The organism is Pedobacter alpinus, from assembly GCF_042684645.1.
Lineage (GTDB): Bacteria > Bacteroidota > Bacteroidia > Sphingobacteriales > Sphingobacteriaceae > Pseudopedobacter > Pseudopedobacter alpinus.
In genome coordinates, this window is the sequence record NZ_JBHULV010000055.1 from 1 (window position 1) to 14214 (window position 14214).

General features: G+C 33.7%; 9 protein-coding genes. 8 read left to right on the forward strand and 1 reads right to left on the reverse strand.

All coding sequences use genetic code 11. The annotated features are described in order from the left end of the window. Window positions 1-292 precede the first annotated feature (292 nt). The 3 genes from ACFSSE_RS17130 (at window position 293) to secDF (ending at window position 5357) form a co-directional block, all read left to right on the forward strand. Complete coding sequence (locus ACFSSE_RS17130; RefSeq protein ID WP_379044083.1) at window positions 293-1741, forward strand: ATP-binding protein; 1449 nt, start codon at window positions 293-295, stop codon at window positions 1739-1741. A gap of 36 nt (window positions 1742-1777) precedes the next feature. Beyond that, window positions 1778-2308: a dihydrofolate reductase gene (locus ACFSSE_RS17135; RefSeq protein WP_379044086.1), complete on the forward strand. Its 531-nt coding sequence runs from the start codon at window positions 1778-1780 to the stop codon at window positions 2306-2308. Between the two features lie 97 nt (window positions 2309-2405). Continuing rightward, window positions 2406-5357, forward strand: coding sequence for a protein translocase subunit SecDF (gene secDF / locus ACFSSE_RS17140; RefSeq protein ID WP_379044089.1), 2952 nt, complete (start codon window positions 2406-2408; stop codon window positions 5355-5357). A 542-nt stretch (window positions 5358-5899) separates the two neighbouring features. Here the strand turns inward: secDF and ACFSSE_RS17145 are convergent. After that, window positions 5900-7231 (reverse strand): SGNH/GDSL hydrolase family protein, encoded by a 1332-nt coding sequence (locus ACFSSE_RS17145; RefSeq protein WP_379044092.1) that lies wholly within the window; start codon window positions 7229-7231, stop codon window positions 5900-5902. A 252-nt stretch (window positions 7232-7483) separates the two neighbouring features. Between ACFSSE_RS17145 and atpD the strand changes: the two genes are divergently transcribed. From atpD to ilvB, 5 genes are all read left to right on the forward strand, one after another. Then, the gene (gene atpD / locus ACFSSE_RS17150; protein WP_379044095.1) at window positions 7484-8992 is read left to right on the forward strand and encodes a F0F1 ATP synthase subunit beta; all 1509 of its coding nucleotides are present in this window, start codon (window positions 7484-7486) and stop codon (window positions 8990-8992) included. Between the two features lie 74 nt (window positions 8993-9066). Next, window positions 9067-9315, forward strand: a complete 249-nt coding sequence (gene atpC / locus ACFSSE_RS17155; protein WP_379044098.1) for an ATP synthase F1 subunit epsilon — start codon at window positions 9067-9069, stop codon at window positions 9313-9315. Between the two features lie 483 nt (window positions 9316-9798). Beyond that, entirely contained in the window at window positions 9799-10689 is an 891-nt protein-coding gene (locus tag ACFSSE_RS17160; protein ID WP_379044101.1) for an aminotransferase class IV, read from the forward strand. Continuing rightward, the gene (gene ilvD / locus ACFSSE_RS17165) at window positions 10689-12368 is read left to right on the forward strand and encodes a dihydroxy-acid dehydratase (RefSeq protein ID WP_379044104.1); all 1680 of its coding nucleotides are present in this window, start codon (window positions 10689-10691) and stop codon (window positions 12366-12368) included. Before ACFSSE_RS17160 ends, ilvD begins: the two co-directional genes overlap by 1 nt. Window positions 12369-12466: 98 nt before the next feature. Further along, the gene (gene ilvB / locus ACFSSE_RS17170; protein ID WP_379044107.1) at window positions 12467-14212 is read left to right on the forward strand and encodes a biosynthetic-type acetolactate synthase large subunit; all 1746 of its coding nucleotides are present in this window, start codon (window positions 12467-12469) and stop codon (window positions 14210-14212) included. Window positions 14213-14214 lie beyond the last annotated feature (2 nt).

Consider the following 14214-nt stretch of genomic DNA (forward strand, 5'->3'; position numbering starts at 1 on the left):
ATAACTGTAAATCAATTAGTTAATAATTCCGTTTTACGAAATCGGAAATTGTTCGGACAGATATGATCAAAAAATGGATTTAAGAAGCAAAATGAACGATTAAAACCCAACTATTCGTAGTCTCAAACGAAGCATAACTTCTAATTAAGTAAAGGTAAAGAGTTTCCAAACTCTTTACCTTTGTCAAAATAAGCTATAAAAAATCCAAAAAGAACCTTAAAATTACATAAATGTAAAAATAAGAATAAAATAATATGCTTATTTGGTACATTTGGTAAAAATAGAACGAAAAATGGATTTCAATACCACTATTCCAACATCTAAAAGAATTGATCGCTTGCAGTACGAAAATCCTTGGTGGTTAAACGGAGAAGTGCAACAAACATATAGAGAAATGTCGAGACGTTTGTATTTCGATGTTTTTTATCCTTTTGTAAAAGATAATAAAGTAAAAAGAGCCTTAGTTTTAATGGGGCCTCGTAGAGTTGGTAAAACAGTGATGATGTTCCATGCCATCCAGCAACTTTTAACGGAATCTGTTTCTTCAAAAAAGATTTTCTTTATAGGTATTGATAATCCTATTTACATGCAACTAGGCTTAGAAGAATTACTTTTACTAGCAAAAGATGCTGTACAATTAGAAAATTTAGAAGGCTGTTTTGTTTTTTTTGATGAAATTCAATATTTAAAAGATTGGGAACGTCACCTAAAAGTTTTAGTTGATTTGTATCCTAAAACAAAATTTATTGTTTCAGGTTCGGCAGCTGCTGCTTTACGTTTACAAAGCTCAGAAAGTGGCGCAGGAAGGTTTACAGATTTTATGCTTCCACCACTCACTTTTCATGAATATATACACCTAAAAGGGCTAAATCATTTAGTTCAAAATAAATCAATCATTTACAATAACAAAGAAATACCCTATTATACTAGTCACGATTATAAAGCATTGAATAAAGAATTTTTTCATTACTTAAATTTCGGCGGCTATCCTGAAGTGGTGCTATCAGAAACCATACAAAGTGATATGGGAAGGTACGTGAAAAATGATATTGTTGATAAGGTTTTGCTAAGAGATTTACCTAGTTTGTACGGTATTAAAGATGTGCAAGAACTTAATAGTTTTTTTAGTTATTTGGCTTATAACACCGGAAACGAGTTTTCTTTTGAAAAATTAGGACAAGACAGCGGTATTATTAAAGAAACCATTAAAAGGTATTTAGAATATTTAGAAGCAGCTTTTTTAATTAAAGTTTTGTATAAAGTTGATGATAATGCTAAAAAATTTAAGCGTGTTACAAGTTTTAAAGTATATCTAACAAATTCATCACTCCGTACTGCATTATTTTCTCCAATTCAAGAAACAGATGAAGAAACAGGAAACATGATTGAAACAGCCATATTCTCGCAATGGATGCATCGTGAAAATTTAGATTTAAAATATGCCAGATGGAAAATGGGTAGATCGGAAGGTGAAGTTGATATTGTTTTATTAGATAACAAAAAACTAAAACCACAATGGTGTGTAGAAGTAAAATGGAGTAATCGGTATTTTGAAAGAACACAAGAATTAAAAAGCTTAATCCATTTTTGTAAGCAAAATAATATTAAATCTACATTGGTAACCACAATTGACTTATCAGGAAATAAAACAATAGACGATTTGAATATTACATTTTTGCCCGCTGCTATTTATGCCTACAATATTGGTGTACTTTCATTAGTTCAGAAATCATTTATTTAAAAATTATATCTTCAAAAATTATAAATCTAATTAGACATGAATAACAACCAAGATAATCAAATCCCCGAAGGAGGATTTAAGGGCTTATCCCTTATAGTAGCTACAGATGAAGAAAACGGCATTGGTAAAAACAACCAATTGTTATGGCATTTACCTAACGATTTAAAGTTTTTTAAAAAAGTAACCTCTGGGCATACCATTATTATGGGGCGTAAAACTTATGATTCTATTGGCAAACCTTTGCCAAACAGAAGAAATATAGTAATTAGCCGGCAAGCAAATTTACAAATAAATGGAGTAGAAATTTATCCCAATTTAGACGCTGCAATTGCAAGTTGCAAGAACGAAGAAGAGTGTTTTGTAATTGGTGGAGGCGAAATTTACAAACAAGCATTGCCGTTTGTGAAACAAATTTACCTTACCAAAGTAGCTAGTACTTTTAATGCAGATACATTTTTTCCTACTTTAAATGAGATAGAGTGGGAGGTTGTGTTTAAGGAAGAGCATCAAAAGGACGAAAAACATGCTTTTGATTATGCTTTTTTAATAATAAAAAACATTAGTTAATAAATTGTTGTTTAGGGATTTTATAAATTAAAAATTTAATTAGCTTTGCCCTCTTGAATAAAAATAGCAGAATTACACAAAATCAATTAAACTAAAAATGCAAAACAAAGGAATTATTAAGTTTGCAGCAATTGTATTAACACTATTATGTTTATATGCGCTTTCTTTCACTTTCGTTACCAACAAGGTAGAAAACGATGCTAAAGAGTACGCTAATGGCGATCCTGTAAAAGAAAGAAGGTATTTAGACTCTATTTCTAACCAACCAGTTTACCCACTTTTTGGCCATACTTACCAGTATGTAAAACAGAAAGAGATTCCATTAGGTTTGGATTTAAAAGGCGGTATGAACGTAACCATGGAGATAGAATTATCTGCTTTGGTAAGAAGTTTAGCCAATAACCCATCTGATGATACTTTTAATCAAGCATTAAAATATGCTGAAAGTCAGTTATCTAAAAGTCAAGATGGTTTAGTAGCTTTATTTGTTGCCGAGTATGAGAAGTTAAGTCCTAACGGTAAATTAGCTACCTTTTTCTCTACAAAAGAAAACGCTGCCGATATTAAGTTAAACGCTTCAAATGCTGAGGTTAAAACTTTCTTAGACAAGCAAGCAAATTCTGCTGTTGAGCGTTCATTTAATATTTTAAGAACCCGTATTGATAAATTTGGAGTAACACAGCCAAATATTCAATTGCAAGACGGTTCTAACAGAATTTTAGTAGAATTACCAGGCGTTACAGATAAAGAACGTGTTCGTAAATTATTACAAGGTTCTGCAAAATTAGAGTTTTACGAAACTTATGATAACCAGGAAATTTTCCCTGTATTACAAAATATCAATAATATTTTAGCAGCTAAAGAGCCTAAGACAGCAGCAAAAACAGCTACAGCTGACACAGCAAAAACTACTGCTACTAGTGATAAACCAGCTTTATTAAGTGCTAAAAAAGACAGTACTTCTAAAGATTCTGCAAATGTTGAGGCTTTAGCAAAATCAAACCCATTATTTGCAGTTTTATCTCCAGCTACTTTCCAAGGTCAAGACGGACAACAAGGTTTACGCCCTGGGCCAACTGTTGGTTATGCAGCACAAAGCGATACTGCTAAAATCAATGCTATTTTCGCTCAGGAAGACATCAAAGCTTTAATTCCAAATAATATAAAATTGCTTTGGGGTGTAAAATCAATGACTCCAGAAAACAAAATTTTCGAGTTATATGCTATTAAACCTACAGGTATTAACGGCGAACCAGCTTTAGCAGGAGACGTAATCTCTAACGCTCGTGAAGATTTTGACCAACGTGGAAACCCAGAGGTTGTAATGGTGATGAAAACTGATGGAGCAAGAGAATGGAAAAGAATTACTTTAGCAGCTTCAGGTTCTCCTCAAAGCGAAGAAGATAACAAATCTATTGCTATAGTTTTAGACAACTCTGTTTACACTGCGCCAAGAGTTTCAGGCGAAATTCCAAACGGTATTTCTTCTATCTCTGGTAATTTTACAGTTGAAGAAACAAAAGATTTAGCCAACGTTTTAAAAGCGGGTAAATTACCAGCACCAGCTAAAATTGTACAAGAAGCAGTTGTAGGCCCATCTTTAGGTGCTGCTGCAATTAGCTCAGGTTTAACTTCTGCTGTGTTAGGTTTAATTGTGGTATTAATTTTTATGATGTTCTATTACAATAGAGCAGGTACAGTTGCTAATATTGCAGTATTTACCAACGTGTTTTTCTTAATGGGTGTACTTGCATCATTGGGTGCGGTATTAACCTTACCAGGTATTGCAGGTGTGGTATTAACATTAGGTATGGCAGTTGATGCAAACGTTTTAATTTATGAGCGTGTACGTGAAGAATTAAATTTAGGTAAATCATTACGTTTAGCTATTTCCGATGGTTATAAACATGCTATGCCGTCAATATTGGATTCTCAAATTACCACTTTATTAACAGGTATAATTTTATACATATTTGGTTCTGGTCCAATTCAAGGTTTCGCAACTACTTTAATTATTGGTATTGTTACTTCTTTATTCTCTGCAATCTTAATCTCTAGATTAATTTTTGAATGGATGTTGAAAAAAGAAATGCCAATTAAATTTTCTAATCCTTGGAGTGATCATACTTTCAAAAATGCAAATTATGCTTTCGTTAAAAAACGTAAAATATTCTACGCATTATCTGGTATTTTCATCACTTTAGGTATCATTTCTATTATTGTTAGAGGTTTCTCTTTCGGTGTTGATTTTAAAGGTGGGCGTACTTATGTAGTTAAATTTGAGAAACCAGTAACTACAGAAGATGTAAGGGTTGCCGTTAATGAAACATTTGGTGTAGCCTCAGAAGTAAAAACTTTTGGTAGCGATGACCAAGTAAGAATTACAACTCCTTACATGATTGATAGTCAAGCAGAAAATGCCGATCAATTAGTTGAGAATAAATTAAAAGAAGGTTTAGCAAAAGTTTCTGGTAATAAAAGTACTATAGAAAGTTCTCAGAAAGTTGGGCCAACTATAGCAAACGATATAAAAATATCTGCTATTTACTCGGTATTGCTTTCAATTTTAGCTATAGCACTCTACATCTTTATTCGTTTCAGAAAATGGTCATACAGTGTGGGCGCTTTAGTAGCATTAACTCACGATGTTTTATTAGTGCTTTCATTCTTCTCTTTATTTAACGGAATATTGCCATTCTCTTTAGATATAGATCAAGCATTTATTGCTGCAATTTTAACTGTAATTGGTTATTCTATCAATGATACTGTAGTTGTATTTGACAGAATTAGAGAGTATTTAAGTGAGCATCATGCTAAAAATGAAAAAATGTCTGATGTAATTAACAATGCAATTAACAGCACACTAAGTCGTACTGTAATTACCGCTTTAACAGTAATATTTGTTTTAGCTGTATTATTTGTGTTTGGTGGCGAAGTAATTAGAGGTTTCTCTTTTGCTTTATTAATAGGAGTAATATTCGGTACTTATTCTTCAATCTGTGTTGCATCTCCAGTAGTGGTAGATTTAATTAAAGAAGACAAGAAATAAGTTTTAAACAACTGTAAAAAAAGGCTTTCAGGTTTAATACTTGGAAGCCTTTTTTGTTTTTAGAAAAGGTGCTGTAATGCTAGTTATTTTCAGCAGTCGGGCTTTACGCTCATACGCTTGCTCCATTTCACAAACCCAAAACACGGCCTTATCCACAAATGCCGGTAAACGCTTCAATCCCGTTTATTAAACAAAAGCCTTTGCAAGAGCAAATGATATTCTTTAAATATTTAAAGCTTCAACTAAATTTTAATATTCTTAACATTAAAACTTCTTCCTTTCTTAGGTGTGCTAATTATAAAAACTAAAACGGAATTGGTTTTTGTTAACTATAGTCATCATCGTAAATCAATAGCTGCAAAGTGTTAGAGGCCTAATGTATTTTAACAATACAATCTTAGGATATTCATGCTTTGTTATCCCAAATATTTTACGGTCAAGCACTCAAATAAATTTTTAATAAATAAGGATGAATCAAAAAAATAATAAAAAAAAGGATGATAACATAAAGTCATCATCCTTTTCAAAATAATATATGGGAATTAATTAAACCTTAAAAAAGTATAATTTCCTAAATTTACCTTAGGTAAAGTAGCGCCATATTTTAAATTAATTTGCGTCATCATTTCATTAGCAACAACTGCATATCCCATTGGGGTTAAGTGTACCCCATCTAAAGAAAATACTTTTCCTTGTATAAAAGATGTATTTAACGTTACTCCGTCAATTACTCGTCCTGTTCCTTTTAAAGAGTTTAAATACTTAAAAGCATCAAAAATTGCTAATCCTTTTGCGTTAGCTAAAGTTTTAATACTGGTGTTATAGCTATTAACAAAATCTCTAACATTAGCTACTTCATCCTTATCTAAAACATATTTACTTTCTATTGGATTGTTAGGGTGTAAACCATAAGGAAACGGAGCGCCAGGGCCAACGTTAGATTTCCCCATTAAACTGCTAGCTGGAAATGGCAAAATTATTAAATCTTCTGCAGTAGCAGTTCTTGCACCAGAAGTTGTAGAAATAAAAATATTTGCTATTATAGGGGTATTTGCAGGGCGGGCGGCATTTACACCAGCTAGTACGGCTGCAACAGTTACAGTATTAAAATAAGGTATAGCAGATACATCTGGTATAGTTGCAACAATTCCTTTTGCACCTTTGGCCGTTAGCTTGTTTAAAAGTTCTGAATACATGGTATTAAAATCTGCTTTAGGTGTAAGTACATCACCAACTCCGCCACCAGTAGCATAACCTAAGGCATCATTATTACCCAACCAGTTAGAAAAGAAAGTGAAATCTTTGGCAGTAACAAAATCTAAATAAGCAGTAGAATTTGTTCCTGCATTTCCCGGTAATAAACGTTCGTAAAAACCATTAACATTCCCGTAAACTCCTAATTTAATGTCACGTAATTTTATACCTGGCACACCATAATTATTAATGTCAGTTGTATATTTGGTATATAAGGTTACATTTCCAAAACCTGGAATTGTAGCCGAACCTCTAACTCCTAACGCTGTTGTTACCGGAATTAGAATTGGTGTTCCTGTAGCAGATAAACCACCATATCTTAAATAACCCGATCCGTTTTTTTGTGCTGTAGTAAATAGAGGCTGAGGAAATTCACCACCACCAGCTAGTTTCATTTGTTGAGCCATTATTGAAGGGAAAGAACTTAGCTGTCCGGCCAAATATAATCCATTATCAGCATACCCCGCAGTTAGTGAATTTCCTACAGAAATAAAACGGGTAAAGTCTGCTTTGCCAGCCTGTGGCGCTACAGTTACATTAGTATTACTTTCTGATTTACAGCCGATAACAAAAATTAAGCCTGCTAAAAAGAGGCATTGGGTAATGTTTCTAATTTTCATATTATATTTTTCTAATTGTGTAATAATTGGTTAAAGCAATTTAGGAATTGCCTTTTATTATGCAAGCATATCAAATGTATTATATATTTATCTATATATCAAATTTATTACCTCAATAAATAGAAATTAAATCATAAACAAAATGTGATAATGTATTTGATTTTCGAGTAATAAAATGTAATTTCGCAAACTCAAATACAAAAGCCCTAATAGGCTAAAAAACAAGGGATTTTAAAAAAAATACCATATAATATGCCAAATATTGGAAAAATAGCGCAAATCATCGGTCCAGTTATCGACGTTAGTTTCTCTGCAGAAGATGCAAAACTTCCGAAAATCTTTGATGCATTAGTCATCACTAAAGAAAACGGACAAAAAATTGTTTTAGAAGTTCAACAACATTTAGGTGAAGACAGAGTAAGAGCTGTTGCCATGGATTCTACTGACGGTTTAGTTAGAGGTATGGATGTTGTAGATAGTGGAGCGCCTATAAAAATGCCAATTGGAGAATCGATTAAAGGTCGTGTATTCAACGTGGTAGGTGAAGCTATTGACGGTATCGAAAACTTAGACAACACTAACGGAAAATCAATACACAACCAACCACCACGTTTTGAAGATTTATCTACAGAAAACGAGATTTTGTTTACTGGTATTAAAGTAATTGATTTACTTGAGCCTTATGCAAAAGGTGGTAAAATTGGATTGTTTGGTGGTGCCGGTGTTGGTAAAACTGTTTTAATTCAAGAATTAATCAATAATATTGCAAAAGCTTACGACGGTTTATCTGTATTTGCAGGTGTTGGTGAGCGTACGCGTGAAGGTAATGACCTTTTACGTGAGATGATTGAAGCAGGTATTATTAAATATGGTGATGCTTTCAAACATTCTATGGAAGAAGGTGGATGGGATTTAAGTAAAATTGATAAAGAAGCTTTAAAAGATTCTAAAGCAACTTTCGTTTTTGGTCAAATGAATGAGCCTCCAGGAGCAAGAGCTCGTGTTGCTTTATCAGGATTAACCATTGCTGAATATTATAGAGATGGAGAAGCCGATGGTCAAGGAAAAGATATTCTTTTCTTTATTGACAATATCTTCCGTTTTACTCAAGCCGGTTCTGAAGTTTCTGCATTGCTAGGTCGTATGCCATCTGCGGTAGGTTACCAACCAACTTTGGCAACAGAGATGGGAACTATGCAAGAGCGTATTACTTCTACTAAAAGAGGCTCTATTACCTCTGTACAAGCAGTTTATGTTCCTGCGGATGATTTAACCGATCCAGCTCCAGCAACAACTTTTGCCCACTTAGATGCTACAACAGTATTGTCTCGTAAAATTGCAGAACTAGGTATTTATCCAGCGGTAGATCCATTAGATTCTACTTCAAGAATTTTAACTCCAGTAGTTGTAGGTAGCGAGCATTACGATTGTGCACAAAACGTTAAAGAAATTTTACAACGTTACAAAGAATTACAAGATATCATTGCTATTTTAGGTATGGATGAGTTATCTGAAGAAGATAAATTAACTGTTTCTAGAGCAAGAAGAGTACAACGTTTCTTATCTCAACCTTTCCACGTAGCTGAGCAGTTTACAGGCTTAAAAGGTGTTTTGGTTGACATTAAAGACACTATCAAAGGTTTTAACATGATTATGGCAGGCGAAGTTGATGAGTATCCAGAAGGAGCTTTCAACTTAGTTGGTAACATTGAAGAAGCTATTGAAAAAGGTAAGAAAATTTTAGCTGAAGCAAACGCTTAGAAGATGTTAGATTTGAGTATTGGGTATTGAGACTAGAACTCACTACTCAATACTCACCACTCAATACTGAAAAAATGAATTTAGAAATTTTAACACCAGATAAAAAAGTATTTGAGGGAGAAGTTACTTCAGTAACAGTCCCAGGAAGTCAAGGTTCTTTTGAGATTTTAAACAATCACGCACCTATTATTTCAACTTTAGAAAATGGTAAGGTGGTAGTTAGAAGCGCAGGGAAAGAAGAAAAATTTTATACCGTTGGTGGTGTTGTAGAGGTTATTGATAATAAAGTTATTGTTTTGGCCGAAAGTGTTAGTCAGAAATAATTTAAATCATATTATTTAATTAAAACCAGCAAATTTTGCTGGTTTTTTTTATGCTCTAAATTCCGGTATTTTTAAAATTTGTTTTTGGTTTTAGGAGTTTTTAAGAAGAAATGGATAGGTTGCTATGCAAGCATAATACACTATACCATATACCGATTCGTTGTTTGGTATAAATATTTGGAAATTAAAGCTGTGGTAAAGGTTTTTTGCTGAAATTATATTCTGTTTTAAGGTTTAAAATAGAATATAATTTTTTTTCAAAAAAAATCGATAAGGTATTGATACCTAATTATCCTTACACTATCTTGAGATTGTAATTAAACAAAAATATTAAATGTTATTAGTTGTCATTATTCCTCTGTTAATTGTGTTGCTTATTTTAAGCAATAATCAGAAGGCGTGTGTTAACTAAAATTATAAAATTAAAACAGACGCCTTCCCAAAAAGAAGGCGTTTTTTTTATAGTTTTTATTAATTAATGAGATGGAAAGTTCAAATAAAAATAAGGTAATATATAAAGATGGGGAGTTTTTAAATTCTACCGATGCAGGAGTTGATTACTTTAGCCAAACTTTGCATTATGGTTTTGGGGCTTTTGAAGGAATAAGATCTTATTTAACACTTAACGGCACAAAGCTTTTTAAAGTTAGGCAACATTTTGAAAGATTAAAATCTTCTTGCGAGCAAATACATTTGCCTTTTAATTGGGATATAGAACAATTAATTGTAGATACCTATAAATTGCTAGAAGCAAATGATTTAAGTAACGCTTATGTGCGTCCTTTTGTTTATGCTGATGAAGATATGTCTATGGTGACTTCTAAAAAAGCTCATTTGGTAATTGTTGCTTGGCAATGGGATGCTTTTTATGGAGATAAAACATTAAGAACTTGTTTATCTGCTTACGAAAAACCATCGCCACAGGCTTTACCAATTACATCAAAAATTACAGGTAACTACATCAATTCTGTTTTAGCAATAACAGATGCTAAGAATAAAGGTTTTGACGAAGCAATTTTGTTAGATCAAAACGGATATGTTACCGAAACTACATCTGCAAACATATTTATAGAAAAAGCAGGGAAGTTATATACCCCTAAAAAAGGTAATATCATGGCAGGTATTACCAGATCAACAATTATACAAATTGCCGAACAATTAGATATTGAGGTTGAGGAAAAGGATATCACATTTGAAGAATTTAAAGCAGCAGAAAGTGCTTTTTTATGTGGTACTGCGGTAGAAATTATTGGTCTTAGATCAATTGATAATGTCGTTTTTCCCCAAAACTTTTCTGAGAGTTTAGGTTCAACAATTCAAAGGGTTTATAAAAGCCTTGTATTAGATAAATTAAGTTTCGAAGTTATTATATAATGGAATTAAATAAATACAGTAAAGTTTTTACTCAAGACAAAACACAACCTGCTACACAAGCAATGTTGTACGGCATTGGGCTTACCACAGACGATATAAAAAAAGCGCAAGTTGGAATTGCAAGTATGGGTTACGATGGTAACACTTGTAATATGCACTTAAATGATTTGGCTGCAATTGTAAAACAAGGTGTTTGGAATAACGACTTAGTTGGACTAACTTTTAACACAATTGGAATTAGTGATGGCTTAACCAACGGTACAGAAGGTATGCGTTATTCTTTGGTTTCTCGTGATTTAATTGCAGATTCTATTGAAGCTGTTTGTGCTGGTCATTTTTACGATGGTGTAATCACAATTCCAGGGTGTGATAAAAATATGCCGGGTTCTATTATGGCAATGGCTCGTTTAAATCGTCCTTCTATTATGGTTTACGGTGGTACAATCCATGCTGGTCATTATAAAGGAGAGTCTTTAAATATTGTATCTGCTTTTGAAGCTTTAGGTAAAAAATTAGCAGGAAATATTTCTGATGAAGACTACCAAGGAGTAATTGAACACGCTTGTCCAGGTGCGGGTGCTTGTGGCGGAATGTACACTGCAAATACCATGTCTTCTGCGATAGAAGCTTTAGGTATGAGTTTACCTTATAGTTCATCTAATCCGGCAACTAGCCAAGAGAAAAAAGATGAGTGTTTAGAGGCTGGGAAGTACATGAAAATACTTCTTGAAAAAGATATTAAGCCTAAAGATATTATGACCGAAAAAGCATTTCATAATGCAATGGTTGTAATTATGGTTTTAGGTGGTTCAACAAATGCGGTTTTGCACATGATTGCCATGGCTAAATCTGTTGGAGTAAGTTTAACCATCAATGATTTTCAAAATATTAGTGATAAAACGCCAGTAATTGCCGATTTAAAACCAAGTGGTAAATACTTAATGGAGGATGTTCATAATTTAGGAGGCATTCCTGCTGTTATGAAATATCTTTTAAAAGTGGGTTTAATCCACGGAGATTGCTTAACGGTTACTGGTAAAACAATTGCAGAAAATGTTGCAAACGCAGTCGATTTAGATTTTGATGAGCAAGACGTAATCCGTCCGTTAGAAAAACCAATTAAAGAAACTGGGCATTTACAAATGCTTTTTGGAAACATTGCGCAACAGGGTAGTGTGGCTAAAATTTCTGGTAAAGAAGGGGAGAGATTTACAGGACCAGCTAGGGTTTTTAATGGTGAGTTTGAATTGATTGAAGGAATTTCTTCAGGAAGAGTGCAAGCGGGTGATGTTGTAGTGATTCGTTACGCTGGACCAAAAGGAGGACCAGGTATGCCTGAAATGTTAAAACCAACCTCTGCAATTTACGGAGCGGGTTTAGGCGCCTCGGTTGCTTTAATTACTGATGGTCGTTTTTCTGGTGGAACACACGGATTTGTGGTTGGCCATATTGTGCCAGAAGCATTTGAAGGTGGAAATATTGCCTTAATTAAAGATGGAGATTCTATTGAGATTGATGCTACAAAAAACACCATGAACGTGATGCTTTCTGACGAGGAATTGGCAGCAAGAAGAAAAGAATGGAAACAACCAGAACCTCCAGTTAAAAGCGGCGTGTTGTACAAGTACTTTAAATTAGTTAAAAACGCAACAGAAGGTTGTGTTACTGACGAAGATTAGAATTTGTGTTAAAAAATGTGCGGACTTAATATCTAGCATAGTAATTAACCAGTCACAAATTGAGACTGGTTCAAACAAAAAGATAAATAAAGGAGATTATGGATACTCTTGAAATAGATAAAAATAAAGTTGAAGAACAAAAGCCAAAAGCGGTTTCTACCATTTCGGGTTCTCAAATTTTATTGAATGGATTGATTGAAGAAGGTGTTGAAACCATCTTTGGTTATCCTGGCGGAGCGATTATGCCAATTTATGATGCGCTTTACGATTATAAAGATCGTTTAGATCACATCTTAGTTCGTCATGAGCAAGGCGCTACACATGCGGCTCAAGGTTATGCTCGTACATCTGGAAAAGTTGGAGTGGTGTTTGCAACAAGCGGGCCAGGTGCTACAAATTTAATTACAGGTTTGGCAGATGCACAAATAGATAGTACGCCAATGGTTTGCATTACAGGGCAAGTTTTCGCACATCTTTTAGGTACTGATGCTTTTCAGGAAACTGATGTAATTAATATAACTACGCCGGTTACCAAATGGAATTACCAAGTTACTGATGCTTCTGAGATTGAAGAAGTGTTAGCTAAAGCTTTCCATATTGCACAAACAGGAAGACCAGGACCAGTTTTAGTTGATATTACTAAAAATGCGCAAATACAGTTAACAGAATATTTTGGTTATACAAAATGCGAACACATCCGTAGCTATAAACCAAAACCAGTAGTTAGAAAAAGCTATGTTGAGGAAGCTGCTGCTTTAATTAACGCTGCTAAAAAACCATTTGTATTATTTGGGCAAGGTGTTTTATTAGGAAATGCAGAACAAGAATTTAAAGCTTTTGTAGAAAAAGCAGGAATTCCATCTGCTTGGACAATTTTAGGAGCTGGAGCAATACCAACAGATCACCCATTAAACGTTGGTATGTTGGGAATGCATGGCAATTACGGGCCAAATGTTTTAACAAACGAATGCGATGTTTTAATTGCAATTGGGATGCGTTTTGATGACCGGGTTACTGGCCGTTTAGATAAATATGCAAAACAAGCTAAAGTAATTCATTTAGATATTGACCCAGCCGAAATTGATAAAAATGTAAAGGCAACTGTACCGCTTTGGGGCGATTGTAAAGAAACTTTACCAATGTTAACGGAGTTGGTGCAGCAAAAATCTCATACAGAATGGTTACAGAAATTCCGTGATTTTGATAAAAAAGAATGGGATCAATGTATTGATGCAGAAATTAACCCAACAGAAGGCGAACTTTCTATGGGCGAAATTATTAATCAATTAAACCAATTAACTAATGGCGATGCAGTAATTGTTACAGATGTTGGACAACACCAAATGGTGGCTTGCCGATATGCAAAGCTAAATAATACCAGAAGCAGCGTTACCAGCGGTGGTTTAGGAACAATGGGTTTTGCTTTACCAGCAGCTATTGGTGCTAAATTTGGAGCTCCAGATAAAGACGTTGTTGCTATTATTGGCGATGGTGGTTTCCAAATGACTTTGCAGGAATTAGGAACGATTATGCAGTCAAAAGTAAATGTGAAAATCATTATCCTAAACAATCAGTTCTTAGGAATGGTTCGCCAGTGGCAAGAGTTGTTTAACGATAAGCGTTATTCTTTTGTTGATATTACCAGTCCAGATTTTGTGGCTTTAGCAAAAAGTTACTACATAGAGGGAAAAAGAATTTCTGAAAGAACTGAAGTTAAAGAAGCATTAACAACCATGTTAAATCATGATGGAGCTTACCTTTTAGAAGTAATGGTTAAAAAGGAAAACAATGTTTTTCCAATGGTACCACAAGGTTGTAGTGTAAGCGAAATCAGATTAAAATAAAC

Excerpts from the sequence above, each read along its gene's own strand:
- ACFSSE_RS17130 (WP_379044083.1), top strand. The coding sequence starts at position 293 with ATGGATTTCAATACCACTATTCCAACATCTAAAAGAATTGATCGCTTG.
- ACFSSE_RS17135 (WP_379044086.1), top strand. The coding sequence starts at position 1,778 with ATGAATAACAACCAAGATAATCAAATCCCCGAAGGAGGATTTAAGGGC.
- secDF (WP_379044089.1), top strand. The coding sequence starts at position 2,406 with ATGCAAAACAAAGGAATTATTAAGTTTGCAGCAATTGTATTAACACTA.
- ACFSSE_RS17145 (WP_379044092.1), bottom strand. The coding sequence starts at position 7,231 with ATGAAAATTAGAAACATTACCCAATGCCTCTTTTTAGCAGGCTTAATT.
- atpD (WP_379044095.1), top strand. The coding sequence starts at position 7,484 with ATGCCAAATATTGGAAAAATAGCGCAAATCATCGGTCCAGTTATCGAC.
- atpC (WP_379044098.1), top strand. The coding sequence starts at position 9,067 with ATGAATTTAGAAATTTTAACACCAGATAAAAAAGTATTTGAGGGAGAA.
- ACFSSE_RS17160 (WP_379044101.1), top strand. The coding sequence starts at position 9,799 with ATGGAAAGTTCAAATAAAAATAAGGTAATATATAAAGATGGGGAGTTT.
- ilvD (WP_379044104.1), top strand. The coding sequence starts at position 10,689 with ATGGAATTAAATAAATACAGTAAAGTTTTTACTCAAGACAAAACACAA.
- ilvB (WP_379044107.1), top strand. The coding sequence starts at position 12,467 with ATGGATACTCTTGAAATAGATAAAAATAAAGTTGAAGAACAAAAGCCA.